This is a genomic window from Streptomyces sp. AN091965, from assembly GCF_022698285.1.
Taxonomy (GTDB): domain Bacteria; phylum Actinomycetota; class Actinomycetes; order Streptomycetales; family Streptomycetaceae; genus Streptomyces.
Genome location: NZ_JALDMY010000001.1, coordinates 9,163,217 through 9,187,333, shown reverse-complemented (window position 1 = coordinate 9,187,333; position 24,117 = coordinate 9,163,217). Strand labels below are relative to the sequence as shown.

The following is a 24,117-nucleotide window of genomic DNA, read 5'->3' as shown; positions in this document are numbered from 1 at the left end:
CGAGCACCACCGTGCGGCGTTCGACCCGCAGTCCGAGCGCGCTCACGGCGCTGGTCCGCCGGGTGCGTTCGGCGGTCGTGTCCGACGTGTTCACAGTGCCCCCGCCCCGTGGCGGCGGACCGCCCAGATCAGCATGGGTCCGCCGAGGAACGCGGTCACGATGGCCACCGGCACCTCGCCGGTGGGCAGCAGGACGCGCGAGCCCATGTCGGCGACGAGGAGCAGGATCGGGCCGAGGACCATCGTGTAGAGGATCAGCCACGGCACGGAGCCCCCGGCGGGCTTGCGGACCAGTTGCGGCACGATCAGGCCGACGAACAGGATCGGCCCGGCCACCGCCGTGGCCGCCCCGCTGAGCACGGTGATCAGCACGAGGGCGGCGGCCCGCACGCGGACCACGCTCGCGCCCAGGGTGTGCGCCACGCTCTCGCCGAGGCTCAGGACGTTCAGCGCCCGGCTCAGCAGCAGCGCGCCGATCAGACACACCGCGATCGCGGTCAACGGCCATGCCAGCGGCGCCTGTTCACGGCCCGCGAGCGAGCCGACCGACCAGAAGCGGTAGGTGTCGAAGGCGTCCGGGAGGATCAGGCGCAGGCCGAGGGCGACGCCGTTGAGGACCGCGGTCAGGGCGACGCCCGCGAGCACCAGGCGCAGCGGTGAGTGCCGTCCGACGGCGGCGACGAGCAGGGCCGCGAGCACGGACCCCGTGACGGCGAAGCCCAGTTCGCCCGCCTGTCCGCCGGCCAGACCGAGCGCGGAGCCGATGGTGATGGCGAACCCGGCGCCCGCGGTGACACCGAGGATGCCGGGCTCGGCCAGGGGGTTGCGGGCCAGCGTCTGGATCAGCGCGCCCGCCACCGCGAGGGCGGCGCCCACCGCGACGGCGAGCAGCGCGCGGGGCGCCCGGACGTCCCGCACGACCAGGTGGTCGTCGGTGCCCTGGAAGTCGAACAGCGCCCGTACGACCTCCGTGGGCGGCACCGAGCGGGCGCCGACGCCGATGCTCAGCACGGCGACGGCCGCGAGCAGCACCAGGCCGCCGACGAGCAGCCCGATCCGCTGCGCGCCCCGCTCGGCGGGTGCCGTCTTCCGGCCGGTGGATGCCGCTCCGGACGCGCGGCCCGCGACGGTCACCGCTTCAGGAGCGGAGCGAACGACTCGTCGATCGCGTCCAGGGTCTGCATGGCCTGTCCGTAGGTCGCGGCCTCGGTGTAGCGGATCGGGAAGGTCTTCTTCGCCTTGACGGCGGGGAGGTTCTTCCACAGCTTCGAGTCCATGACGTACTGGACCGACTTCGGGACGCTGCCGTCGGCCATCACCGAGTACGTGATGGCGTCGGCGTCGCGCAGCGAGGCCGGGAGCTCCTCGATGGAGGGGTACTCGCTGACCGCGCGGGAGCCGGGCCCGGCCTTCTTGACCTTGCCGTAGTACGTGGCGCCGATGTCCTCGGCGATGTTGGTGCCCCAGGAGCGGCCGAACTCGCGCTGGAAGGTGCCCTTGGCGGACTCGCCGTAGGCGCCGACGTGGCCCAGCTTGAGCTGGGGCAGCACGTTCTTGTACTTCTTCTTCAGCTCGGCGGCCTTGGCCTCGTACTTGGACTGGAGGGAGTCGAACTGCTTGAGGGAGCCCGCGGCGTCGGCCTGCTTGCGGGACAGCTCGCGCCACGCGGACGGCACGGTCGGGCCGATCGCCACGACCGGGGCGATGGACTCCAGGCGCTTGACGTCGATGTCGCCGAGGACCGGGGCGGGGACGCCGATGACGATCAGGTCGGGCTCGGCCTCGGCGATGGCCTCGTAGTTGGTCTCGGTCGCCTGCTCGCCCGCGACCTTGGGCACCTTCTTGTAGGTGGCCAGGTCCTTCTTGCTCATCATGGGCTCGCCGCGCTTCCACGACGAGATGCCGACCAGCGGCGCCTGGGCCTCGATCATGACGGGCACGGCGTAGCCGGTGGCGACCACGCGCTTCGGCTCGACCGGGATCTTGATCTTGCCGTTGTCCGCGGCGAACACCCGGGTCTTGCCCTTGTCCGACGCGTCCGACCCGTCCTTGGACGACCCGCATCCGGTCAGGACCAGGCCCAGCGCGACGGCGCCGACCAGGCCCGACGATCTGCGTATCGACATGTGGAGCTCCTTGCTCTTTCGGGGAGGCCGCCTCGTGAGGCGGCGATGGGGGGGAGGGAACGGTCAGTGGTCGTGCTCGTCGTCGAAGTCGGCGACGCCGCGCTTCCAGTAGCCGGTGATGTCGTGGTCGGCCTTGTCCAGGCGCAGTTCGTCGCGCACCCAGCGGCGCAGCGGCTTGATCTGCCCGGCCTCGCCCGCGACCCATACGTAGATCCGTTCGCCCTCGGGCACGGTCACCTCGGTCACGGCCCGTGCCAGGGCGTCGCCGCTGCCCGGCGGTCGGTCGCCGCGGTGCAGCCAGCGCACCTCGACGCCCTCGGGCGCGGCCAGGTCGATCTCCTGTGCGGCGTCGGCGACTTCGACGAAGGCCCAGCCGCGCGCGCCCCGGGGCAGCTCCTCCAGCCAGCGGGCGATCGCGGGCAGCGCGGTGATGTCGCCCGCGAACAGATAGCGGTCGTAGGCGTGCGGGACGATCAGTCCGCCGGGCGGGCCCGCGACGTGCACGACGGCGCCCGGCTCGACCGCGTGGGCCCAGTCCGACGCGAGGCCGCCCGCGTGCGGGACGATGTCGATGTCGATCTCGCCCGCGTCGGGGTCGTAGCGGCGCACGGTGTACTCGCGCGAGGTGGGCGAGGGGCGCGGCCAGCGCAGCATCGACCCGTCCGGCTCGGGAAGGCGCAGCGTGCCGTCCGGCTCCGGGAAGAGCAGCTTCACGTGCTCGTCCGGGGAGTGGGCCTCGAACCCGGCGGCGCCCGGCCCGCCCAGGGTGAGCCGCAGCAGGCCGGTGCCGACCATGGCTGTGCGGACGACCTCGGTCTCCCGGACGCGGATCGGGTAGCCCACCTTCTCGGCGTGGCGGCCCGCCCTGACCTCCGCGATGCGTTCCAGATGCCGGTCCCTGTGGTCCTTGAGCGTCATGCGGCGCCACCGGTCAACAGCGCGGTCCAGTGGCCGAGTTCGGGCCGCTCGGCCAGGTCGGGGAACTCGACGGCGGCCGCGCCCGCGGCGCGCCAGCGCTCGATGAGGGTCATGATGCGCACCGAGTCCAGACCGTGGTCCATCAGGTTGTCGTCGGGCGCGATCTCGGCGGGGTCGCAGTCGAGCAGCTCCGCGACGTCGGCGCGGATCCTCTCGGGCGACAGGGTCTGGGGCATCGAGTGACTCCTGGGGACATCGGGGCCGACGGCGCGGTCGGCACGGGGTGGGCGGCCTGGCGGCCGAGGGAGGCGGGGCGTCGCGGCGGGCGGCACGGAGGGGGTGCGCCGCCCGCCGCGCACGGCGATCACCGCCACCGCCCCGGCACGCCGACGGCCCGTACCGGCGCCGACGTACGGAACTCGGCCGTGGTCGCCGCCGGTTCACCGCCGGGTCCGGCGACCCGGCGCACCGGTACGGGAGGGAGGGACACGTCAGCGTTTCCTTTCTCGGGCGTGCGCGGTCGCGCCGCCGTCGGCGAGCGGGCTCTGCGGGGTGCCGCACCGGGCGGCAAGTACGCGGGAGGGAACGGGAGTTGCCAGGGGCGGCACCCCTGCCGGACCACGGACACGGTCGACGCGCGGCCACCGTGACCCACCCCCGGACGACGTCACGCCAGCACGTTGGCCGGATCCGGCGGATCCACACCGCGCCGAGACGCCGCAGCCGCCCCCATACCTAAGGCGACCAGCCCTGAAACCCCCGCAATCCACACATACTCCCCCGCTCGCTCAGGTAAGGCTAACCTAACTACTAATCGGCGGAGTGCGCAAGTGATCTTCACGCCGTACGACCTCGCACGAGGCGAACGCGCGCCACAAACGCGGCAGGGCCATATGACGTGTCGTCATATGGCCCTGCTTCATGGCGCTTCGCGGCGCGTCCCGCGCGAACGGTGGACCGCGGCGGCGCCGCGCCCTCACCCCGGCGGCGCCTCCTGGCTGCCACCGCTCCCCTGCCCCCACCCCTCAGGCCCGCCCCCGCGCCACTCGATCAGCGGTGACACGGCGACCTCCACCGGGTCGAGGTCCAGGCCCGCGCGCCGCAGGAACTCGGTCACGTCCGCCACGCTGTGGGCGACGCCGACGTTCTCCCCGTGCACGTCCACCCGTCGACCGCCGGACGGGGACGCGCGGTGCACCACTATCTCTGCTGTCATGCCTCCAGCGTGCGCCCGCGCCGCGGCCGACGCAGGCCGACATGCCGTCACGGCAGGTCGCGACCGGCGAGGCGCTCCGCGAGCGCCCGGACGAGCTCCGCCGCCAGGACGGCCTGGCCCACGGCGGCGAAGTGGATGCGATCCGCGCTGACGAGTCCGGGGCGGGCGTTGACCGGGTGGTCCCACATGTCGACGAGCACGGCGTCGTGCGCGCGGGCCACGTCCCGTACGAGGGCGTTGAGCGCGTGGATCCGGTCTCCCCAGTCGGGGATCGCCGGGACCTGGAACGCCCTGCCCAAGGTGAAGGTGGTCAGTTGGGCACCGGTCGCGGCGGCGCGCTCGTGGACGCGGCGCACGGACCGCTCGACGGCGGCGACGTCGAAGTCCCTCCGGAACAGGTCGTTCGCGCCGCACGCCACATGGACCAGGTCCGGGCCGAAGGCGTCGAGGCGGTCCATCTGCCGGGCGAACGTCCGGCCCGACGTCGCCCCGACCTCCGCGGTGTTGAGGTACTCCAGGCGGGGCCGCACGCGGCGCAGGACGTCGGCGAACCGGTCGGGCCATCCCAGGGACGCGTATCCCGGGCTCGGGTCGCCGGTCCCGGCGGCGAGGCTGTCGCCGACCGCGGCGAAACGGCACCAGGGCGCGCGGGACAGCAGCTGGGCGGCGCGGCCCGGGGCCAGGCAGAAGGGATCGGACTCTTCGGTGAGAGCGTCCGGGGCGCTTGCGGTGGTTGTCATTGAAAGACCGTACGATCGTTCGTACTTCTATGACAAGACGTGCGAGGATGCCGTCATGAACGAGCCCGAGCGCCCCGCGCCCTCCCCCACCGCGCAGGCCGAGAACGCTGCCTCGGAGAACGCGGGGACGACCGACCGGCGGCTCCTGCGCGGCTCCCGCACCCGCCGGGCCGTCGCCCGGCACGCCGTCGACGTGGCATCCCTCGACGGGCTCAACGGCCTGAGCATCGGGCGTCTCGCCACCGACCTGGGCCTCAGCAAGAGCGGCGTCGCCACGCTCTTCGGGTCCAAGGAGAAGCTCCAGCTCGCCGCCGTGGGCGCGGCCCGCGAAGCGTTCGTCGACGCGGTGGTGCGGCCCGCCGCGGACGCGCCGCACGGCGCCGACCGGTTGCGTGCGCTCCTCGACCGGTGGCTCGTGTACGCGAGCGCGCCGCTGTTCACCGGCGGCTGCTTCTGGGCGGCGAACCGGCCCGACTTCGACAGCCGCCCCGGGCCGGTCCACGACGCCCTGTTCAGCCACCACCGGGAGTGGCTGACCCTGCTCGCCGACGAGCTGCGCCACGCCGTCGGCGCCGGTGAGGTCCCGGCCCTGGACGCCGAGCTGACGGCCTTCCAGATCGACGCGGTCCTCACGGCGACGAACACCGCGCTGCGCGTGGGCGACCCCGACGCCGCGCACCGGGCGCGCCTGGTGGTGGAGGGCCTCCTCTCCCCGCGCGGCTGAGCGTCCTAGGCGCGTGGCCGACCGGCACCGGCCCGTCGTTTCGCCCATCGGGCCCCGGGTACCCGGCGCCGGCCTTGTCCGGCACGGCGAAGCCGAGGAGTCCCCGATGACCCTGAACCCCCTGGAACAACGAGGCATCCCGCTGGACCGCCAGATACGCTCCTGGCGCGAACTGAACGTGGAACCGATCGACCCCGACCGCTGCGATCCGTACACCCGGTGCCGCATCATCACGATGAACGGCATCGAGGTCGAAGCGGCGCTCTTCAGCCATCACTTCGCCCGCCACTGCCCCGACCCGGAGGTGCGGCGCCTCCTCGCCGAGGTCCGGTACGTCGAGCAACAGCAGCAGAAGGCCGTCAACTGGCTCCTGCCGGGGCTCGCCTCGGTCCTGGAGACGACCATCGCGTACGAGCAGGTCGCCGTGGACCTCACCGCCTGGGTGGCCCGGTCGGAGCCGGATCCGGCTCTGCGGCAGGCGTACCGGTTCGGCGTCCTGGAGGACTTCGACCACCTGTTCCGGTACGCGAACCTCTACGAGATGATCGAGCACCGCAAGGCCGAAGCGATCGTCGGGCAGCTCACCGAGGTCATGCCGGGCCGCCCCACCGAGCTGCACCACCGGCATCCCGCGGACAACGTCCGCGCGCCGTACGACCGCGCCACCGCGCAGCCGCTGTCCAAGCTGCACGCGCTGACCGTCCTGTCCGCCGAGCAGCAGACCATGAACTTCTACATGAACGTCGGCCCGCAGTACATGGAGCCGATCGCGCGCCAGCTCTACCAGGAGATCGCGCTCGTCGAGGAGGAGCACGTCACCCACTACGAGTCCCTCCTCGACCCCGGCGAGACCTGGTGGGAGCAGCTCGTCACCCACGAGTACAACGAGTGCTACCTCTACCACTCCTTCATGGAGCAGGAGACCGACCCCAAGGTGAAGGCCGTCTGGGAGCTGCACTTGAACATGGAGTTGGAGCACCTGCGCATCGCCTGTGACCTGATGCGCCGTCACGACGGACGCGACCCTCAGGAGATCCTCGCGCCCGAGCTCCCGGCCCCCTTGACCTTCGAGCCCAACAAGGAGTACGTGCGCGATCTCCTCGCCACGGAGATCGACCTGACCACGCTGGGCACCGGCTACGTGCGGGACGCGCACGAGCGGTTCCAGGGCATGCAGGAGCGGATCCACGGCGGCGAGGAGCCGCCGAGCGAGCGCGTCATGGCCCAGCACGCCGACCTGTTCGGGCGCGCGTACCGCTCACAGCCCGGCGACCGCTCCGACACCGCCTCGCGGGTGAGGGGCCGCCATGTCTGACACGCCCGAGGGCGACGGAGACGTCGTCACGCTTCTCCTGCGGCAGCACGGGGACATCCGCACGCTGTTCGACGCGGTGGAACGGGCCGCGGGCGCCGAGCGGCGCGCCGCCTTCCGCCGTCTCGTGCGGCTGCTCGCGGTGCACGAGACGGCCGAGGAGGAGGTCCTGCACCCCTTCGCCCGCGCGGTGTTCACGGGCGGCCGCGACATCGTGCGGGAGCGGCTCACGGAGGAGAAGGAGGCCAAGGAGCTGCTCTCCCGCCTCGACGGCGTGGCCCCGGACGACCCGGCGTTCCTGCCCGCCCTCGCCCTGCTGCGCACCGAGGTGACGCGGCACGCCCGCGCCGAGGAGCGGTACGAGTTCCCGCACGTCCTGCGGCACACCCCGCCCGGCCGTCTCACCGCCATGGCGGCCGGGGTGCGGGCCGCGTGGGCCCTGGCTCCCCGGAACGAGAGCCCCCTCCCGGCACTCGTCGACCGCACCCGTGACGCCGTACGCGAGGCCATGGGCCAGGGCGGGTAGGAGCGCGCGCCGCCGGGCTCCGGCGAGCGCGGCCCGCTTCCTCGGCCGGGTCAGCGTCGGTCGATCGCGTGCAGGGTGAAGGTCACCAGTTCGTCCTCCGCCGCGTTCAGGTCGAGGTCCGGGTGGGCCAGCCAGTGGCTGATGACGCCGTCGATGGCGCCGCCGACGGCCAGGGAGGTCGTGGTGGGGTCGAACGGCCGGAAGTGCCCGGCCTCCTGGCCTGCGGCGAGCAGGTCCGCGAGGGCCTGCCAGCGGCCGGCGGTGTCGTGGCTTCCGGGGTTCTTCAGGCGGGTGCCGCCGTGGTCGTCGAGGAGCATCTCGGTGATGACGCGGACGTGGCGGCGGTTCTCCCGCTGGTAGCCGACCATGGCGCGGACGTAGGCGACCACGGCGGCACGCGGCTCCGGCGCGGCCGCGACCCGCTCGCCGACGTACGCGGTGAACTCCTCCAGAACGTGGGCCAGCGCGGCCCGGGTGAGGTTGTCCTTGGAGGCGAAGTGGTAGAGGACCGCGGCCTTGGACAAGCCCGCCTGCTCGGCGATGGCCGAGAGGGACGTCGACGGGTAGCCCTTGGTGGAGATCAGGTCGATCGTGCACTCGATGAGCTGGCGGCGGCGGGCCTGTTCGGTGAAGGTCGGTGTGTCCGCGCGGCGGCCGTCTCGTCGGGCAGCCATGGTGAGCACCTCTCGTTTCCTTCACACACGCGTGGGGCGCTCCTCCCGGCCCCGCGCCGACCGGGACCGACCGTACACCAGCGCCGATCGCCGCCGATCAGCGCTCCAGCCGCCGATCAGCTCTCCAGGACCGCCATCGCGGCGTTGTGCCCCGCGATGCCGCTGACGCCGCCGCCGCGACGGGCGCCCGCGCCGCAGAGGTGGACGTTCGGGTGGGCGGTGGCCACGCCCCAGCGGTCCTCGTGCCCTTCGACGTCGTCGGCGTACGGGAAGGAGAGGTCACCGTGGAAGATGTTGCCGCCGGGCAGGCGCAGCTCGCGCTCCAGGTCCAGGGGGGTCTTCGCCTCGACGCAGGGGCGGCCGTCCGCGTCCGTGGCCAGGCAGTCGGCGATGGGCTCGGCCAGGTGCGCGTCGAGCTGGGCGAGCGTGGCGGTCAGGAGCGCGTCGCGGGCCGTGGCGTTGGTGGCCTCGGTGAACAGGCGGGCCGGGGTGTGCAGGCCGAACAGGGTCAGGGTGTGGTAGCCGCCCTCGACCAGGTCGGGGCCGAGGATCGTGGGGTCGGTCAGGGAGTGGCAGTAGATCTCGGAGGGCGGCGCCGCGGGCAGCGCGCCGCCCGCGGCCTCGGCGTGGGCCCGCGCCAACTCCTCGTAGCCCTCGGCGATGTGGAAGGTCCCGGCGAAGGCATCGCGGGGGTCGACGGAGGGGTCGCGGAGCTTGGGCAGCCGCTTGAGCACCATGTTGACCTTGAGCTGGGCCCCTTCGGCGGGCGGGGGCGGCGGCTGCCCGGTGAGGGCGGCGAGTTCGTGCGGGGAGGTGCCGACGAGCACGTGCCGGGCGGCGACCGTGCCGTCGCCGTCCGCGGTGCGGTAGGACACCTCGGCGCGCAGGCCGTCGGTCTCGACGCGCGTGACGTCATGGCCGGTGAGCAGTTCGGCGCCCGCGGCCAGGGCGCGGTCGGCCAGGGCGCGGGTGAGCGTGCCCATGCCGCCGACGGGGACGTTCCAGTCGCCGGTGCCGCCGCCGATGACGTGGTAGAGGAAGCAGCGGTTCTGCCGCAGGTCCGGGTCGTGGGCGTCGGCGAACGTGCCGATCAGGGCGTCGGTGAGGACGACGCCGCGCACCAGGTCGTCGGTGAAGCGGGCCTCGACGGCCCGGCCGATCGGCTCCTCGAACAGGGTGCGCCAGACGGTGTCGTCGTCGACCAGGCGCCGCAGCTCCGCCTTGTCGGGCAGCGGTTCCGTGAGTGTCGGAAAGATCCGCCGGGCCGCGTGGGCGGTCAGCGCGTAGAAGTCGCGCCAGGCCTCGTACGCCCGGTCGTCGCCGGTCAGCCGGGCGAAGGAGGCCCGTGTCCGGGACTCGCCGCGGCCCACCAGGAGCCCGGTGGGACGTCCGTCGCGGACGGTCGGCGTGTACGAGGACACGGAGCGGGTGCGGACTCGGAAGTCCAGGTCCAGATCGCGCACGATCTTCCTGGGCAGCAGGCTCACCAGGTACGAGTAGCGGGAGAGCCGGGCGTCGAGGCCGGGGAAGGGGCGGGTGGACACGGCGGCGCCGCCCGGTCGGCCCAGGCGCTCGAGGAGCAGCACGGACCGGCCCGCGCGGGCGAGGTAGGCGGCCGCCACCAGCGCGTTGTGGCCGCCGCCGATCACGACGGCGTCATAGCTGGGTCGCATGCCTCTTCGTAGCACGGATCAGTTTTCGAGGGGGCGTTTCGCGGGGCGGGGAGGCGTTTCGCGCGGCGTGCGCCTCGGGCGCGCGGGGCCACCGGGGCTCCCGGTGGGTCAGTGGCCGCCCGTCGCGCGCTGCTGGCGCAGCGCCGCCACCCTGCGGTAGAGCGCCACCGCCTCCGCGCCGCGCCCGAGCTGCTCCAGGCAGTGGGCCTCGTCGTTGCGGCTGGCGAGGGTGTCGGGGTGGTCGGCGCCGAGGACCCGCTCGCGGGCCGCGGCCACGTGGCGGTAGGCCGTCAGCGCGTCCGCCCAGCGGCCGAGCCAGCCGAGGCCGACGGCGATCTCGCGGCGGCTGACGAGGGTGTCGGGGTGGTCCGCGCCGAGGACGCGCTCGCGCACGGCGCACACGTCGCGGGCCTCGGCGAGCGCCTCTTCCCAGCGGCCCTGGCGGCCGAGGTTGACGCCGAGGCCGTGCCGGGCGCGCAGGGTCTCGGGGTCGGCGGGGCCGTTGACGCGGGCGCGGTCCTCGATGAGGGAGCGGTAGAGCTCCAGGGCCTCGGCGCTGCGGCCGAGGCGGCCGAGGCTGATGCCGACCTCGTAGCGCGCGGCGAGCGTGTCGGGGTGGTCGGCGCCGAGGGCACCGGCGCGGGCCTCGGCAACCTCGCGGTAGGTGTGCAGCGCCTCCGGCCAGCGGCCCAACTGGCCGAGGGTGTAGGCGACTTCGTAGCGGGTGACGAGGGTGTCGGGGTGGGTGGGGCCGAGGACGCGGGCGCGGGCCGCCGCGACGTCGCGGGCCAGCCGGTAGGAGTCCTCGAGGCGGCCCAGGCGGCTGAGGTTGAACGCCAGGTTGTGGCGGCAGCGCAGGGTGTCGGGGTGGTCGGGGCCCGCGGTGCGCTCCCGCACGGCGAGCACCGAGGTGTACACCTGGTGGGCCTCGAAGTGCCGGCCGAGCTGGCCCAGCACGTACGCCGTCTCCTGGCGGACGGCGAGCGTGTCCGCGTGTTCGTCGCCGAGGGCGCGCTCGCGGCCCTCGGCGACGCGGGTGTACTCGCGCAGGGCGTCGGCGGGCCGCCCGGTGCGGCTGAGCGTGAACCCGACCTCGTAGCGGCTGGCGAGGGTGTCGGGGTGGTCGGGCCCGAGGACGTGCTCGCGCTCGGCGGCGACGGCGCGGTGCACCTCGCCCGCCTCCGCCCAGCGGCCGAGGCGGCCGAGGCTCAGGCCCGCGTTGTGGCGGCTGACGAGGGTCGCGAGCACGTCCGGCGACGGGGTGGACCGGGGCCGCGGCTCGCCGGTGGGGCGCCCGGTGGCGCGCGGGATCCACTCGCCGGTGAGGCCCGCGGCCGCGTCGGGCGGGGTCAGGCGCAGGGGGCCCGCGCCGGTCGCCTTGTGGCCGGTGGTCATCCCGCGCGTCCACGACGGCAGGGACGGTTCGGACCTGCCGGGCACGGGCCGCCCCGTGGGCCGCTCGGGGGGCGGGTGCTGGGTGCGGCGCAGGGGCGGGCTGACGACGGTGGGGACGTAGGTGGGGCGGGTCGCCTTGCCGCCGCGGCCCGCGGCGATGCGGCGGCCCAGTTCGCGGGCGTCGCCGGGCCGCTGGTCGGGGTGTTTGGCGAGCAGGTCGAGGACGATCCGGTCGAAGAACTCGGGGAGTTCGCCGCGGCGGCGGCGCGGTGGCTCGGGCTCGGTGTCGCGGTGGCCGACGAGGATCGCCCACGCGTCGTCGAGGTCGAACGGCGGGGCGCCGGTGGCCAGTTCGTACAGGACGCAGCCGAAGGAGTACAGGTCGCTGCGCTGGTCGACCTCGGCGCCGCTGATCTGCTCGGGCGACATGTAGTGCGGGGTGCCCATGGCGATGTTGGTGTTGGTCAGGCGCGAGGTGAAGCCGATGTCGGCGCCGAGCCGGGCGATGCCGAAGTCGCAGATCTTCACGGTGCCGTCGAGCAGCCGCATGATGTTCGCGGGCTTCAAGTCGCGGTGCACGATGCCCTGTTCGTGCGTGTAGGCGAGAGCGGACGCGACCTGGTCGGCGATGTCCACGACGTCGGCGACGGGCAGCGGGTGCCGCGGGTTGTCGTCCAGGAGCTGGCTGAGGTTGCGGCCTTCGAGGAGCTCCATCACCAGGAACAGGACGCCGTCGCACTCGCCGAAGTCGTGCACGACGGTGATGCCGCGGTGCTGGAGCCCGGCCGCGACCCGGGCCTCGCGCCGGAAGCGCTCGCGCAGGACACGGGTGAACGCCGCGTCGTGCTGGGGCCCGAGCGGCTTGAGGCACTTGACGGCGACCCTGCGGCCGAGCGCTTCGTCGCGGGCCCGCCACACCTCGCCCATGCCGCCGCGGCCGATGAGGTCGAGCAGCTGGTACCGGCCCTGGATCAGCCTGGTGTCCCCCGACTCTGGCATCTCGTGCTGTCGCCCCCGTCGCGTCGTCGCGCCCTCCCCGGCCCGTCCAGTATGGCGTCCTGTCCGGCGACTTTGTACGACGCGGGGCGACTGCCCGGGCCGAGCCGGGCCATGGCGCGCAGGATGTGCTTGGGCGGCAACTGCCAGCGCAGACGCGCGGGAACGCAGCGCAGCACGGTACCCGTGGTGACGAGGCGGCGCGTCACCGTCGCGGGCGGCGGCGCGCTCCTGCCGTACAGCTCGTGGGCGTAACGGGGCAGCGACGCGTAGGCGAGGTCCGCCACGCGCCGCCACAGCAGGGCGCGCGCCGGGACCAGCAGGGGCGCGGTGGGCGGCCGCCGCAGGAAGTCGTCGACGACGCGCGCCTCCGCTCCGGCGGCGAGGTCGGGGGCCACCTTCTCGAAGTACGCGGCGAGTTCGGCCGTGGACGCCGGTACGCGGGCGGGGTCGAGGCCCACCAGGCGGGCGCTCTCGCGGTGTTCGGCGACGTACCGGTCGGCGGCCGCGGCGCCGATCCGGAAGCCGGAGCGGCGCACGACGTGGAGGTAGGAGTCGATCTCGGCGCAGTGCACCCACAGGAGCAGCTCGGGTTCGTCGACGCCGTAGCGCTCCCCCGTGTCCGGGTCGGTCGCCGACAGCATCGTGTGTATCTTGCGCACCCGGGCGCCCGCCGCCTCGGCGGCCTCGGTGGTGCCGTACGTCGTCGTGCCGACGAAGCCCGCCGTGCGCATCAGACGGCCCCAGGCGTCCTTGCGGAAGTCGGAGTTCTGCATGACGCCGCGCACGGCGCGCGGGTGCAGCGCCTGGAGGTACAGGGCGCGTATGCCCGCGACCCACATCATGGGGTCGCCGTGCATCTGCCACGTCACCGACGAGGGCCCGAAGAGCCCGGGGTCCGCGTCCCTCATGCCCCCACCTCCCCCGTCAGGCTACCGGCGGGCGGGGGAGGTGGGGGCATGAGGTCGGCGACGGCGAGCGGGACCGCGGCGGACCGCGGAGTCGTCATGCCCCTATGACGCCGCGGGCACCGCCGGGGTTCACGCGTCCTTGCGGTCGGGGTCCGGGAGCTCCTCGCCCGTCTCCAGGAGGGTCTTGAGACTGGAGAGCAGCGCGGCCCAGCCGTCGTGGATCATCTCCAGGACGGCGCTGCCGGGCTCGAAGCCGTCGTGGACGACGGTGAGCTTGACGGTCTCCCCCTGCGGCTCGATGTCGAACGACACCTTGGAGCGCTTCTCGGCGGCGATCTTCGCGAGCGACTCGTCGTCCAGGTTCACGGCCTTGGCGAAGCCGGGCGTGAAGGTGTGCCAGGTGTAGGAGAGCTTCCGGTAGGGGTCGCACTCCAGGACGACCTGCTCGGGGTCGGGGCCGGTCAGACCGTGCCCCTCCCAGGCCATGACCGAGCCGGGCTTCCAGTCGGTGACGAACTCCAGGCCCCAGTAGCGCCGGGTGAAGGCCGGGTCCGTCAGGGCCTGCCAGAGCTTCTCGGGGGTGGTCTTGATGTACGTGGTGTAGACGAACGCGGTGTCGTCGGTGCGGCTCATGGTGCTGCTCTCCAATGCGTGCTTGAGATCGGCGAGCGCGTGGGCCCGCGCCCGGTCGTAACGGCTGATCCAGCGGTCGGCGATGGCGTTGATGGGCTCGGCGTTGAGGTAGTGGAGCTTTTCCCTGCCCCGCCGGACGGTGGTCACCAGACGGGCCTCCTCCAGGAGGGCCAGGTGCTTGCTCACCGACTGCCGGGCCATGTCGAGCCCCGCGCACAGCTCGCGCAGGCTCTGGCCGTTGCGCGCGTTCAGACTGTCGAGGAGCCGTCTGCGGCTGGCGTCGGCCAGCGCCTTGAAGACCTCGTCCATCGGGTGATCCATCCCCGCCCTCCAATAGGCAGCCATTCAGCTGCCTAAAACGATAGGCAGCCATACGGCTGCATGTCAAGGCGGGCCGCAGTATCACCCTCGCCCCGGGGATGGCCACGGGCACGCCGAACGCGGCGGACGGGGTGGCGCGGCCCTGACACCTCCACGACGAGCCCCGGCGGACGGCACCGCACGACTCGGGACGAGCCACGGCATCATGCGCCGAGGGCCAAGCAACCCCGCGCTCAGCGCCAACTCGCCGAGCCTGCCGCACGCCACAATGTGAGGGCAGCCGGAGAGGGAACGGGGGCCCGGCACCGTGCTGTCACTCGCGCCTCGGGTCCCTCACCCTCGCGCCACCACCGGGCTGCCGCTCCATGCGCTTCTCCAGCACAGCACTCCTACCCGAAGGGGAAATTCGTGCGGAAATCGCTAGCCGTGTTCGCCGGTGCCGTCGCACTCGCGGCGGCATTCGTCGGACCGAACGCCGCCAGTGCGTCCGAGACCCAGTTCACCAAGGTCCCCGGGGTCGAGGGTCTGTACCGGGTGACCGGAGCCAACAGCGACGTCATCGCGCAGGACGCCTACGACCGCTGCGGTGCGGGCACGTGCTTCTTCCAGCACTACAACGGCGAAGGGCTGTTCTGGACCGTCCCGAGCTGCGGCCGCCACCACGTCCCGCCCTACCTCGACGGCAAGGCCACCTCCGCCTGGAACAGGACGCCGACGCCCATCATCCTCTACGACGGCACCTACACCGGGCGCCTCGGCAGCATGCCGGGGTGGTTCAAGGGCAACCTCAACCCCGCCCACGACAACAAGTTGAGCTCCGTCGACGCCGCCTGTTGACCCTGCTCCGAACCAGGGGCCCCGGGGCCCCGTGCCGGCCGCCCGCGAGCCGCGCCCCCGAGGGCGCGGCTCGCGGGCGGCCTCGCGCGCCGCGGACAGGCAGGACGGCCCGCCCCGCCCGGTCACTCCCCGGTCACCCACAGAGACCTCCGAGGCGCAGGGCAACCATTGGGCGACGCGGGCGGTCAAGGGAGTGAACCGGCGGTGAACTCCCGTACGGGCGCGCACCGCCGACCCTCGATCAAAGGAATCCGGGAACCTCATGTCTCCAGCACGTCGCCGAGCCCGTCTCACCACGCCCCTGGTCGCCATGTCCCTGCTGACGGGTGGGCTGACGATCTGGTCCCTCGGCCAGAGCCCGGCCGAGGCCGTGACGCCCGCCGCCCAGAAGACCGCCGCCGCCGAGGCCACGGACGACTTCAACGGCGACGGCTACGCCGACCTGGTCGTCGGCGCCCCGGGCGCCACCGTCTCCGGCAAGAAGAAGGCCGGGTACGTGGCGGTGGCCTACGGCTCCAAGAACGGTCTCGACCCCGCCCACAAGAAGATCATCAGCCGCTCCACCGACGGAGTGCCCGGCCCGGCCGCCACCAAGCAGGAGTTCGGCCGCACCTTCACCAAGGGCGACCTGGACGGCGACGGTTACACGGACCTCGTCATCGGCACCGGCTGGCGGGACGCCGGGTCGGTGATCATGTGGGGCTCCGCGTCCGGCCTCACCGACGGCACGAAGATCAACACGTACGGTCACGCCCCGCAGGCGGGCGACTTCGACGGTGACGGCAAGACCGACCTGGCGCTGTTCGCCACCGTGGCGTCCCACGGCGACGACCCGGTCGACCAGCGGGCCAAGCTGTGGAAGGGCCCGATCTCCCGCACCGCCAAGCCCACCGCGACCCTCGACTTCATGGACAAGTCGCAGTGGTGGAGCTACAGCAGCGACGACCGCCCCGACCTCAACTGCTCGCCGCTGCCCGACAAGCCCGAGAGCTGCATCGACGGCCCGCGCTCCGTGAAGGGCCCGGTCGTGCCCCGGGCCGTCGGCGACATCAACGGCGACGGCCGCGCCGACATCGCCATGAACGACTACTACGGCGACGGCGAGTGGGGCAACAGGGTCCTGTACGGCTCGCCCACCGGCTTCAAGCGGGGCCAGGCCGCCGGTTCCGACGGGGCCCTCGCCCTCGGCGACGTCAACGGCGACCACTACGACGACCTGGTGGTCGGCGACAGCGACTACGAGTCCCGGGTCATGGTCGCCTACGGTTCGAAGGACGGCCTGAAGCTCGGCGAGGGCCAGGTCCAGAAGTTCAACCAGGACCTGCCCGGCGTCCCCGGTGCCGAGGAGGACGGTGACGCCTTCGGCGCCTCCGTCGCCGTGGGTGACGTCAACCGCGACGGCTTCGCCGACATCGCCGTGGGCGTGCCCGGCGAGGACGTCGGCCGGGTCACCGACGCCGGTTCCGTCGTCCTGGTCCGCGGCAGCGCCGCGGGCGTGACCGGCGCCGGTGCGCAGGCGTTCCAGCAGGACACGCCCGGGATCCCCGGCGTCGGCGAGAAGGGCGACGCGTTCGGTGCCGCCACGGCCCTGCTCGACGTCACCGGCGACGGCCGCGCCGACCTCGCCGCGTCCTCGGTCAACGAGAACGCGAGCGCGGGCGCCCTGTGGTCGCTGCGCGGCACCTCCGCGGGGCTCACGGCCAAGAAGTCCGTGGCCTTCGGGCCCAAGGACCTGTCGGCTCCGTCCGTGGCGGCACTGTTCGGCAGCGCGTTGCGCTAGCGCTTCGCCTTGAGCCGCGATGGCCGTTGGCCACCTGCGGGTTCGTCGTGGCTTATCGCGCAGTTCCCCGCGCCCCTTCGGGGCACTCCCCGTCGGGGCACGACCGCGTAGGGGCGGAGAGTGCTGTCCTCCGCCCCTACGTCGTTCAGGACGCTGCCGCGAACAGCTTCTCCGCCTCCGCGACCGCTCGCGTCAAGGCCTCCGGGTCCTGGCTCAGGTTCGCCACGATCGTGTCGAGGTCGCGGAGCCCGGCGCGTTCCAGGAGGCGCTTCTCGTTCGTGGTCCATTCGCCGCGCGCCGCGAGGACCGCGTGGGCCGTCTCCATGGCGGCCACGGCGAGTGCCCCCGCCACCTCGGTGGTCCGGCCGCGCCCGGCGTACGCGCCCCGGGCGTACTGGAGTGTCAGGGCGGCCCGGCCGCGCCAGAACACCGGGGCCGCGGCGCGCAGCGCGGACGGGTACGTAGGGCGGGGCAGGGCGCCGCTCAGCACCTGGTTGACGGCGAGTTCGGCGACGAGGAGGTAGCTGGGGATGCCCGCGAGGTGGAACATCAGCGGTTCCCAGTGGAAGCGCCCCTGCCGGGCCTGCGTCAGCTCGTGCTCGACGACGTCGAGGTCGCGGTAGTGGACGTCGACGCGGCGGCCCTCGATGCTGAGCCAGGCCCCGCCGTTGAAGACGCCCCCGCCCCACTCCCCCAGCTCGGACACTTCGCCGTCCCAGCCGACGGCACGCAGGTCCGCCGGGTCGAAGGCGCCCCGGTAGTACACCGCCATGTCCCAGTCGCTGTCGGGTGTGTGGGTTCCCTGGGCGCGCGAGCCGCCGAGGGTGACGGCGTGCACGGCGGGCAGGGCGGCAAGCCGTTCGGTGACGGAGCGCAGGAAGACGTCGTCAGTCATGGGGTTCCGATCGTGTGAAGGGGATGACGGGCGTGCGGGCGCGCCGCGCCGACGCCGGAGCCGGGGCTCGGACGGCGTCGTGCGGATCGGCGCGCGGAGGTCATCACTCACTTCATGGGGCGTGATCGTACGGCCCCTGCCGCGGTGCGGCCAGCGATTTTCCCCGCGGCCTCTCGGGCAGGCCGGCGAAGGGGCCTGCCCGAGAGGCCGCGGGGGCCGAGCGGCTGTGGGTCACAGCCGCTCGGCCCTCGCTCAGCCCTCGCTCAGTGCTCGCTCAGTGCTCGCTCCTGGACTCGACGGCGTGGCCGCCGAACTGGTTGCGCAGCGCCGCGATCATCTTCATCTGCGGCGAGTCGTCCTGCCGCGAGGAGAACCGCGCGAACAGCGACGCCGTGATCGCGGGCAGCGGCACCGCGTTGTCGATCGCCGCCTCCACCGTCCAGCGGCCCTCGCCGGAGTCCGCGGCGAAGCCCCGCAGCTTGTCCAGGTGCTCGTCGTCGTCCAGCGCGTTGACCGCCAGGTCAAGCAGCCAGGAACGGATGACCGTGCCCTCCTGCCAGGACCGGAAGACCTCCCGCACGTCCGTCACCGAGTCCACGGCCTCCAGCAGCTCCCAGCCCTCGGCATAGGCCTGCATCATCGCGTACTCGATGCCGTTGTGAACCATCTTGGAGAAGTGACCGGCGCCGACCTTGCCCGCGTGGACATAGCCGAAGTCGCCTTCGGGCTTGAGGGCGTCGAAGACCGGCTGGACGCGCGCGACGTGCTCGTCGCCGCCGCCGACCATCAGCGCGTAGCCGTTCTCCAGACCCCACACACCGCCGGAGACACCGCAGTCGACGAAGCCGATGCCGCGCTCGGCGAGCTCGGCGGCGTGCTTCTCGTCGTCCGTCCAGCGGGAGTTGCCCCCGTCCACGACGACATCGCCCTCGGCGAGCAGGTCCTTCAGCTCGTCGATCGTGGACTGGGTGGGGGCACCGGCCGGAACCATCACCCAGACCACGCGGGGGCCTTCGAGCTTGTCGACGAGTTCGGCGAGCGAGGCGACGTCGGAGACCTTCGGATCACGGTCGTATCCGATGACGGTGTGGCCCGCGCGGCGGATGCGCTCGCGCATGTTGCCGCCCATCTTACCGAGGCCTACGAGTCCGAGTTCCATGTCGGTTCACACACCTTCCGGGGTACGGCCGCGCAGGGCGCGGTACTTCGCGACCAGGGCCGTCGTGGACGGGTCGAGGCCGGGGACGTCCGCGCCCTCGGTCAGGGCGGGCTCGACGCGCTTGGCCAGGACCTTGCCCAGCTCCACGCCCCACTGGTCGAAGGAGTCGATGTTCCAGATCGCGCCCTGGACGAACACCTTGTGCTCATAGAGCGCGATGAGCTGACCAAGCACCGAAGGCGTGAGCTCCCGCGCCAGAACCGTCGTCGTCGGATGATTGCCCCGGAACGTCTTGTGCGCGACCAGGTCCTCCGGCACGCCCTCGGCCCGCACCTCATCCGGCGTCTTGCCGAAGGCCAGGGCCTGCGTCTGGGCAAAGAAGTTGGCCATCAGCAGATCGTGCTGGGCAACCAGACCCGGCCGCAGACCGGCGACCGGCTCCGCAAAACCGATGAAGTCCGCCGGAATGAGCTTGGTGCCCTGATGAATCAACTGGTAGTACGCGTGCTGACCGTTCGTGCCGGGCGTACCCCACACCACCGGACCGGTCTGCCACTCCACCGCATTCCCGTCCCGGTCCACCGACTTGCCGTTGGACTCCATGTCCAGCTGCTGCAGATACGCCGTGAACTTCGACAGGTAATGCGAATACGGCAGCACCGCATGCGACTGCGCGTCATGGAAATTGCCGTACCAGACACCCAGCAGACCGAGCAGCAACGGCACGTTCTCCTCCGCCGGAGCCGTACGGAAGTGCTCATCCACCAGCCGGAACCCGCCGAGCATCTCCCCGAACGCGTCCGAGCCGATCGCGATCATCAACGACAGACCGATGGCCGAATCGAAGGAGTAACGACCCCCCACCCAGTCCCAGAACCCGAACATGTTCGCCGTGTCGATACCGAAGTCCGCCACCTTCTCGGCATTCGTCGACAACGCCACGAAGTGCTTGGCCACGGCCGCCTCGTCACCGAGGGACGCAAGGAGCCACTCCCGCGCGGACGTGGCATTGGTGATCGTCTCGATCGTCGTGAACGTCTTGGAAGCGATGACGAACAGCGTCTCCGCCGCGTCCAGATCCCGCACGGCCTCATGCAGATCCGCACCGTCCACATTCGACACGAACCGGACCGTCAGCTCACGGTCGGTATAGGCCCGAAGAGCCTCATAGGCCATCGCCGGACCGAGATCGGAGCCACCGATACCGACGTTCACCACGTTCTTGATGCGCTTGCCGGTGTGCCCCTTCCACTCACCCGAACGGACCTTGTGCGCGAAGGCCTCCATCTTGTCGAGCACCGCGTGCACACCCGGCACCACGTTCTCACCATCGACCTCCACCACAGCATCGGCCGGGGCACGCAACGCCGTGTGCAGCACCGCCCGCCCCTCCGTCGTATTGATCTTCTCGCCCCGGAACATGGCATCCCGCAGCCCGAACACGTCGGTGGCGCTGGCCAGTTCCTGGAGGAGCGCGAGGGTCTCGTCCGTGATCAGGTGCTTGGAGTAGTCGATGTGGAGGTCACCGACCTGGGCCGTGTAGCGCTCGGCGCGGCCCGGGTCGGCGGCGAACAGCTCGCGCAGGTGCGTGCCCTCGGACTTGGCGCGGTGGTCCTGCAGGGCGGCCCACTGCGGTCGCTGGGTCAACAGGGGCGTGGTGTCAGGCATGTTGAACGGACTCCTTGGAGCCGGAGGCGTCGCCGTGCAGCGCGACGGCGTACATCTCGTCGGCGTCGAGGCGGCGGAGCTCTTCGGCGATCAGCTCGGCGGTCGAGCGGACCTTCAGGGCGAGGGTGCGCTCGGGCTGGCCGGGCAGGGACAGGGTGGCGAGGGGGCCCTCGGGGCGGTCGATGCGGATTTCTCCGTTCGCCGTGCCGAGGCGGACCGCGGTGACGACGGGTCCCGCGGTGGTGACGCGCTCGACCGGGACGCCGAGCCGGGCGCCGAGCCAGCGCGCGAGCAGCTCGGCGCTGGGGTTCTCGGCCTCGGACTCCACGGCGGCCGACGTGATGTCGACGCGGGCCTGGTCGAGGGCCGCGGCCAGCATGGAGCGCCACGGCGTGAGCCGGGTCCAGGCCAGGTCGGTGTCGCCGGGCGCGTAGGACCTGGCGCGGTCCGCGAGCGCGGCGAGCGGGTCCTCGACGGCGTACGCGTCGGTGATGCGGCGGGCGGCGAGGGCGCCGAGCGGGTCCTTGGCGGGATCGTCCGGGGCGTCGACGGGCCACCACACGACGACCGGGGCGTCGGGGAGCAGCAGCGGCAGGACGACGGAGTCGGCGTGCTGGCCGACCTCTCCGTACAGGCGCAGGAGCACGGTCTCGCCGGTGCCCGCGTCGGCGCCGACCCGGACCTCCGCGTCGAGGCGGTTGCCCTGGCGGTCGCGCGGTGAGCGCGCGGTGCGCTTGATGACGACGAGGGTGCGCGAGGGGTGCTCGCGGGCCGCCTCCTGGGCCGCCTTGGTGGCGTCGTAGGCGTTCTCCTCGTCGGTGACGATGACCATCGTGAGGACCATGCCCACGGCGGGGGTCCCGATGGCGCGGCGCCCTTCGACGAGCGCCTTGTTCACCTTGCTTGCCGTGGTGTCGGTCAGGTCGATCTTCATGGCCTGCGCCAGCTCCGTCCGTCTCGTGCGAGCATTTCGTCCGCCTCGGCAGGGCCCCACGTACCGGCCGGGTACCTTGCGGGCTTGCCATGGTTGTCCCAGTGCCCCTCGATGGGGTCGAGGATGCGCCAGGACTCCTCGACCTCCTCCGTGCGCGGGAAGAGGTTGGCGTCGCCGAGCAGGACGTCCAGGATCAGCCGTTCGTAGGCCTCCGGGCTGGATTCCGTGAACGACTCGCCGTACGCGAAGTCCATCGACACGTCGCGGATCTCCATCGACGTACCCGGGACCTTGGATCCGAAGCGTACGGTCATGCCCTCGTCGGGCTGGACCCGGATGACGATCGCGTTCTGGCCGAGCTCTTCGGTGGCGGCTCCGTCGAACGGGGAGTGCGGGGCGCGCTGGAAGACGACCGCGATCTCGGTGACGCGGCGGCCGAGGCGCTTGCCGGTGCGCAGGTAGAACGGGACGCCCGCCCAGCGGCGGTTGTCGATCTCCAGTTTGACGGCCGCGTAGGTGTCCGTCTTCGAGGTGGGGGCGATGCCGTCTTCCTGGAGGTAGCCCTTGACCTTCTCGCCGCCCTGCCAGCCCTCGGCGTACTGGGCGCGCACGGTGTGCCGGTCCAAGTCGTCCGGAACGCGTACGGATTTGAGGACCTTGAGCTTCTCCAGGACGAGGGACTCGGCGTCGAACGCGGCGGGCTCCTCCATGGCGGTGAGGGCCATGAGCTGGAGCAGGTGGTTCTGGATGACGTCGCGGGCGGCGCCGATGCCGTCGTAGTAGCCCGCGCGGCCGCCGATGCCGATGTCCTCGGCCATGGTGATCTGCACGTGGTCGACGTAACTCCGGTTCCAGATGGGTTCGTACATCTGGTTGGCGAAGCGGAGGGCCAGGATGTTCTGGACGGTCTCCTTGCCGAGGTAGTGGTCGATGCGGAAGACCTGCTCGGGTGCGAACACGTCGTGGACGATCGCGTTGAGCTCCTTGGCCGACGTGATGTCGTGGCCGAAGGGCTTCTCGATGACCGCGCGGCGCCAGGAGCCCTCGGGAGCGTCGGCGAGGCCGTGCTTCTTGAGCTGCCGGACGACCTTCGGGAAGAACTTCGGCGGCACGGAGAGGTAGAAGGCGTAGTTGCCGCTGGTACCGCGCTTCTCGTCGAGCTCGTCGACGGCGTCGCGCAGCTGCTCGAACGCGGTGTCGTCGTCGAAGTCGCCGGGGATGAAGCGCATGCCGTCGGCGAGCTGCTGCCAGACCTCCTCGCGGAACGGGGTCCGCGCGTGCTCGCGCACCGAGTCGTGGACGACCTGGGCGAAGTCCTGGTCCTCCCACTCGCGCCGGGCGAAGCCGAGGAGCGAGAAGCCCGGCGGGAGCAGCCCCCGGTTGGCGAGGTCGTAGACGGCGGGCATCAGCTTCTTGCGGGACAGGTCGCCGGTGACGCCGAAGATGACGAGCCCGGAGGGGCCCGCGATGCGCGGCAGGCGGCGGTCGCGCGGGTCACGCAGCGGGTTGCGCCACGTACTGCTGGGGCTCACTTGGACTCAACTCCCTGACCGCGCAGGCCTTGCAGACGGGAGGCGACGGTGGCGAGGAGGTCGTTCCAGGCGCTCTCGAACTTGGCGACGCCCTCGTCCTCGAGCTGCTGCACGACCTCGTCGTAGGAGATGCCGAGGGCGTCGACGGCCTTCAGGTCGGCGCGGGCCTGCTCGTAGCCGCCGGTCACCGTGTCGCCGGTGATCTCGCCGTGGTCGGCGGCGGCCTTGAGCGTGGCCTCGGGCATGGTGTTGACCGTGCCCGGGGCGACCAGCTCGTCGACGTACAGGGTGTCCTTGTACGCCGGGTCCTTGACGCCGGTCGAGGCCCACAGGGGGCGCTGCTTGTGGGCGCCCGCGGCCGCCAGGACGCCTGCGCGCGCGGAGGCGAAGACCTCCTCGTAGGCCTCGTACGCGAGGCGGGCGTTGGCGAGGGCGGCCTTGCCCTTGAGCTCCTTCGCCGCGTCCGTGCCGAGCCGGTCGAGGCGCTTGTCGATCTCGGAGTCGACGCGCGAGACGAAGAAGGAGGCGACGGAGTGGATGGTGGCGAGGTCGTGGCCGCGCTCGTGGGCGAGTTCCAGTCCCTTGAGGTACGCGTCCATGACGGCGCGGTAGCGCTCCAGGGAGAAGATCAGCGTGACGTTGACGCTGATGCCGAGGCCGATGACCTCGGTGATGGCCGGGAGGCCCGCCGTGGTCGCCGGGATCTTGATCATGACGTTCGGCCGGTCGACGAGCCAGGCCAGCTGCTTGGCCTCGGCGACGGTGGCCGCGGTCTCGTGGGCCAGGCGCGGGTCGACCTCGATCGACACGCGGCCGTCACGGCCGCCCGTCGCGTCGTACACGGGGCGCAGGACGTCGGCGGCGGCGCGGACGTCGGCCGTGGTCATCATGCGGACGGCCTCGTCGACGGTGACGCCGCGGACGGCCAGGTCGGCGAGCTGGTCCTCGTAGCCCTCGCCGGAGCCGATGGCGGCCTGGAAGATCGAGGGGTTGGTGGTGACGCCCACGACGTGGCCGTTCGCCACGGTGTCGGCGAGGTCACCGGACTCGATGCGCTTGCGGGACAGGTCGTCCAGCCAGATGGAGACGCCCGCGTCGGCGAGGGCCTGGAGGGGCTGCGAGGTGGGTACGGCGTTGCTCATGTTCT

At 72.3% G+C, this 24,117-nt stretch carries 23 protein-coding genes; 5 read left to right on the top strand and 18 right to left on the bottom strand.

What is annotated here, in order from left to right:
• Positions 1-90 precede the first annotated feature (90 nt).
• The 7 genes from MQV74_RS37870 to MQV74_RS37845 all read right to left on the bottom strand — a co-directional run bounded on the left by MQV74_RS37870 (position 91) and on the right by MQV74_RS37845 (position 5,000).
• Positions 91-1,134: a FecCD family ABC transporter permease gene (locus MQV74_RS37870; RefSeq protein WP_242728011.1), complete on the bottom strand. Its 1,044-nt coding sequence runs from the start codon at positions 1,132-1,134 to the stop codon at positions 91-93.
• Positions 1,131-2,126, bottom strand: coding sequence for an ABC transporter substrate-binding protein (locus MQV74_RS37865; protein ID WP_242728010.1), 996 nt, complete (start codon positions 2,124-2,126; stop codon positions 1,131-1,133). Before MQV74_RS37865 ends, MQV74_RS37870 begins: the two co-directional genes overlap by 4 nt.
• Before the next feature lie 63 nt (positions 2,127-2,189).
• Positions 2,190-3,044 carry a siderophore-interacting protein gene (locus tag MQV74_RS37860; protein WP_242728009.1) on the bottom strand — a complete coding sequence of 285 codons (855 nt, stop codon included), beginning with the start codon at positions 3,042-3,044 and terminating at the stop codon, positions 2,190-2,192.
• A complete protein-coding gene (locus tag MQV74_RS37855) occupies positions 3,041-3,280 on the bottom strand; it encodes a phosphopantetheine-binding protein (protein WP_242728008.1) in 240 nt (79 codons plus the stop codon). Before MQV74_RS37855 ends, MQV74_RS37860 begins: the two co-directional genes overlap by 4 nt.
• Before the next feature lie 128 nt (positions 3,281-3,408).
• On the bottom strand, positions 3,409-3,534 hold the full coding sequence (locus tag MQV74_RS40995; protein WP_278194310.1) for a hypothetical protein: 126 nt from the start codon (positions 3,532-3,534) through the stop codon (positions 3,409-3,411).
• 486 nt (positions 3,535-4,020) lie between these two features.
• Positions 4,021-4,260 (bottom strand): hypothetical protein, encoded by a 240-nt coding sequence (locus MQV74_RS37850; protein WP_242728007.1) that lies wholly within the window; start codon positions 4,258-4,260, stop codon positions 4,021-4,023.
• A gap of 47 nt (positions 4,261-4,307) precedes the next feature.
• On the bottom strand, positions 4,308-5,000 hold the full coding sequence (locus tag MQV74_RS37845) for an SGNH/GDSL hydrolase family protein (RefSeq protein ID WP_242728006.1): 693 nt from the start codon (positions 4,998-5,000) through the stop codon (positions 4,308-4,310).
• A gap of 55 nt (positions 5,001-5,055) precedes the next feature.
• On the opposite strand from MQV74_RS37845, the gene MQV74_RS37840 reads away from it, so the two are divergent.
• The 3 genes from MQV74_RS37840 (at position 5,056) to MQV74_RS37830 (ending at position 7,562) form a co-directional block, all read left to right on the top strand.
• A complete protein-coding gene (locus tag MQV74_RS37840) occupies positions 5,056-5,724 on the top strand; it encodes a TetR/AcrR family transcriptional regulator (protein WP_242728005.1) in 669 nt (222 codons plus the stop codon).
• A gap of 106 nt (positions 5,725-5,830) precedes the next feature.
• Positions 5,831-7,039: a hypothetical protein gene (locus MQV74_RS37835; RefSeq protein ID WP_242728004.1), complete on the top strand. Its 1,209-nt coding sequence runs from the start codon at positions 5,831-5,833 to the stop codon at positions 7,037-7,039.
• On the top strand, positions 7,032-7,562 hold the full coding sequence (locus MQV74_RS37830) for a hemerythrin domain-containing protein (protein ID WP_242728003.1): 531 nt from the start codon (positions 7,032-7,034) through the stop codon (positions 7,560-7,562). Before MQV74_RS37835 ends, MQV74_RS37830 begins: the two co-directional genes overlap by 8 nt.
• A 50-nt stretch (positions 7,563-7,612) precedes the next feature.
• On the opposite strand, the gene MQV74_RS37825 is transcribed toward MQV74_RS37830, so the two are convergent.
• From MQV74_RS37825 to MQV74_RS37805, 5 genes are all read right to left on the bottom strand, one after another.
• Positions 7,613-8,236, bottom strand: coding sequence for a TetR/AcrR family transcriptional regulator (locus tag MQV74_RS37825; RefSeq protein ID WP_242728002.1), 624 nt, complete (start codon positions 8,234-8,236; stop codon positions 7,613-7,615).
• 116 nt (positions 8,237-8,352) lie between these two features.
• Positions 8,353-9,909: a phytoene desaturase family protein gene (locus MQV74_RS37820; RefSeq protein ID WP_242728001.1), complete on the bottom strand. Its 1,557-nt coding sequence runs from the start codon at positions 9,907-9,909 to the stop codon at positions 8,353-8,355.
• 108 nt (positions 9,910-10,017) lie between these two features.
• Positions 10,018-12,303, bottom strand: a complete 2,286-nt coding sequence (locus tag MQV74_RS37815) for a serine/threonine-protein kinase (protein ID WP_242728000.1) — start codon at positions 12,301-12,303, stop codon at positions 10,018-10,020.
• Complete coding sequence (locus MQV74_RS37810; protein WP_242727999.1) at positions 12,276-13,211, bottom strand: oxygenase MpaB family protein; 936 nt, start codon at positions 13,209-13,211, stop codon at positions 12,276-12,278. The genes MQV74_RS37815 and MQV74_RS37810 overlap by 28 nt, the downstream gene beginning before the upstream one ends.
• A 129-nt stretch (positions 13,212-13,340) precedes the next feature.
• A complete protein-coding gene (locus MQV74_RS37805) occupies positions 13,341-14,153 on the bottom strand; it encodes an ArsR/SmtB family transcription factor (protein WP_242729363.1) in 813 nt (270 codons plus the stop codon).
• Between the two features lie 420 nt (positions 14,154-14,573).
• On the opposite strand from MQV74_RS37805, the gene MQV74_RS41255 reads away from it, so the two are divergent.
• Together MQV74_RS41255 and MQV74_RS37795 are read left to right on the top strand one after the other, a co-directional pair.
• Complete coding sequence (locus tag MQV74_RS41255) at positions 14,574-15,002, top strand: peptidase inhibitor family I36 protein (protein ID WP_242727998.1); 429 nt, start codon at positions 14,574-14,576, stop codon at positions 15,000-15,002.
• Positions 15,003-15,264: 262 nt separating this feature from the next.
• Positions 15,265-16,782: an FG-GAP-like repeat-containing protein gene (locus MQV74_RS37795; protein ID WP_242727997.1), complete on the top strand. Its 1,518-nt coding sequence runs from the start codon at positions 15,265-15,267 to the stop codon at positions 16,780-16,782.
• 145 nt (positions 16,783-16,927) lie between these two features.
• On the opposite strand, the gene MQV74_RS37790 is transcribed toward MQV74_RS37795, so the two are convergent.
• The 6 genes from MQV74_RS37790 to tal form a co-directional block, all read right to left on the bottom strand.
• Positions 16,928-17,677, bottom strand: coding sequence for a nucleotidyltransferase family protein (locus tag MQV74_RS37790; RefSeq protein ID WP_242727996.1), 750 nt, complete (start codon positions 17,675-17,677; stop codon positions 16,928-16,930).
• A 274-nt stretch (positions 17,678-17,951) separates the two neighbouring features.
• Complete coding sequence (gene gnd / locus MQV74_RS37785) at positions 17,952-18,836, bottom strand: phosphogluconate dehydrogenase (NAD(+)-dependent, decarboxylating) (RefSeq protein ID WP_242727995.1); 885 nt, start codon at positions 18,834-18,836, stop codon at positions 17,952-17,954.
• Positions 18,837-18,842: 6 nt separating this feature from the next.
• A complete protein-coding gene (gene pgi / locus MQV74_RS37780) occupies positions 18,843-20,504 on the bottom strand; it encodes a glucose-6-phosphate isomerase (RefSeq protein ID WP_242727994.1) in 1,662 nt (553 codons plus the stop codon).
• Complete coding sequence (opcA, locus tag MQV74_RS37775; protein ID WP_242727993.1) at positions 20,497-21,438, bottom strand: glucose-6-phosphate dehydrogenase assembly protein OpcA; 942 nt, start codon at positions 21,436-21,438, stop codon at positions 20,497-20,499. Before opcA ends, pgi begins: the two co-directional genes overlap by 8 nt.
• A complete protein-coding gene (zwf, locus tag MQV74_RS37770) occupies positions 21,435-22,970 on the bottom strand; it encodes a glucose-6-phosphate dehydrogenase (protein WP_242727992.1) in 1,536 nt (511 codons plus the stop codon). The genes opcA and zwf overlap by 4 nt, the downstream gene beginning before the upstream one ends.
• Positions 22,967-24,112, bottom strand: a complete 1,146-nt coding sequence (gene tal, locus MQV74_RS37765; protein WP_374120756.1) for a transaldolase — start codon at positions 24,110-24,112, stop codon at positions 22,967-22,969. The genes zwf and tal overlap by 4 nt, the downstream gene beginning before the upstream one ends.
• Positions 24,113-24,117: the final 5 nt, after the last annotated feature.

What these genes read in the sequence shown, in the direction of transcription:
- MQV74_RS37865 (WP_242728010.1), bottom strand. Translation starts at nt 2,126, where the DNA reads ATGTCGATACGCAGATCGTCGGGCCTGGTCGGCGCCGTCGCGCTGGGC.
- MQV74_RS37860 (WP_242728009.1), bottom strand. Translation starts at nt 3,044, where the DNA reads ATGACGCTCAAGGACCACAGGGACCGGCATCTGGAACGCATCGCGGAG.
- MQV74_RS37855 (WP_242728008.1), bottom strand. Translation starts at nt 3,280, where the DNA reads ATGCCCCAGACCCTGTCGCCCGAGAGGATCCGCGCCGACGTCGCGGAG.
- MQV74_RS37850 (WP_242728007.1), bottom strand. Translation starts at nt 4,260, where the DNA reads ATGACAGCAGAGATAGTGGTGCACCGCGCGTCCCCGTCCGGCGGTCGA.
- MQV74_RS37845 (WP_242728006.1), bottom strand. Translation starts at nt 5,000, where the DNA reads ATGACAACCACCGCAAGCGCCCCGGACGCTCTCACCGAAGAGTCCGAT.
- MQV74_RS37840 (WP_242728005.1), top strand. Translation starts at nt 5,056, where the DNA reads ATGAACGAGCCCGAGCGCCCCGCGCCCTCCCCCACCGCGCAGGCCGAG.
- MQV74_RS37835 (WP_242728004.1), top strand. Translation starts at nt 5,831, where the DNA reads ATGACCCTGAACCCCCTGGAACAACGAGGCATCCCGCTGGACCGCCAG.
- MQV74_RS37830 (WP_242728003.1), top strand. Translation starts at nt 7,032, where the DNA reads ATGTCTGACACGCCCGAGGGCGACGGAGACGTCGTCACGCTTCTCCTG.
- MQV74_RS37825 (WP_242728002.1), bottom strand. Translation starts at nt 8,236, where the DNA reads ATGGCTGCCCGACGAGACGGCCGCCGCGCGGACACACCGACCTTCACC.
- MQV74_RS37820 (WP_242728001.1), bottom strand. Translation starts at nt 9,909, where the DNA reads ATGCGACCCAGCTATGACGCCGTCGTGATCGGCGGCGGCCACAACGCG.
- MQV74_RS37815 (WP_242728000.1), bottom strand. Translation starts at nt 12,303, where the DNA reads ATGCCAGAGTCGGGGGACACCAGGCTGATCCAGGGCCGGTACCAGCTG.
- MQV74_RS37810 (WP_242727999.1), bottom strand. Translation starts at nt 13,211, where the DNA reads ATGAGGGACGCGGACCCCGGGCTCTTCGGGCCCTCGTCGGTGACGTGG.
- MQV74_RS37805 (WP_242729363.1), bottom strand. Translation starts at nt 14,153, where the DNA reads ATGGACGAGGTCTTCAAGGCGCTGGCCGACGCCAGCCGCAGACGGCTC.
- MQV74_RS37795 (WP_242727997.1), top strand. Translation starts at nt 15,265, where the DNA reads ATGTCTCCAGCACGTCGCCGAGCCCGTCTCACCACGCCCCTGGTCGCC.
- MQV74_RS37790 (WP_242727996.1), bottom strand. Translation starts at nt 17,677, where the DNA reads ATGACTGACGACGTCTTCCTGCGCTCCGTCACCGAACGGCTTGCCGCC.
- gnd (WP_242727995.1), bottom strand. Translation starts at nt 18,836, where the DNA reads ATGGAACTCGGACTCGTAGGCCTCGGTAAGATGGGCGGCAACATGCGC.
- pgi (WP_242727994.1), bottom strand. Translation starts at nt 20,504, where the DNA reads ATGCCTGACACCACGCCCCTGTTGACCCAGCGACCGCAGTGGGCCGCC.
- opcA (WP_242727993.1), bottom strand. Translation starts at nt 21,438, where the DNA reads ATGAAGATCGACCTGACCGACACCACGGCAAGCAAGGTGAACAAGGCG.
- tal (WP_374120756.1), bottom strand. Translation starts at nt 24,112, where the DNA reads ATGAGCAACGCCGTACCCACCTCGCAGCCCCTCCAGGCCCTCGCCGAC.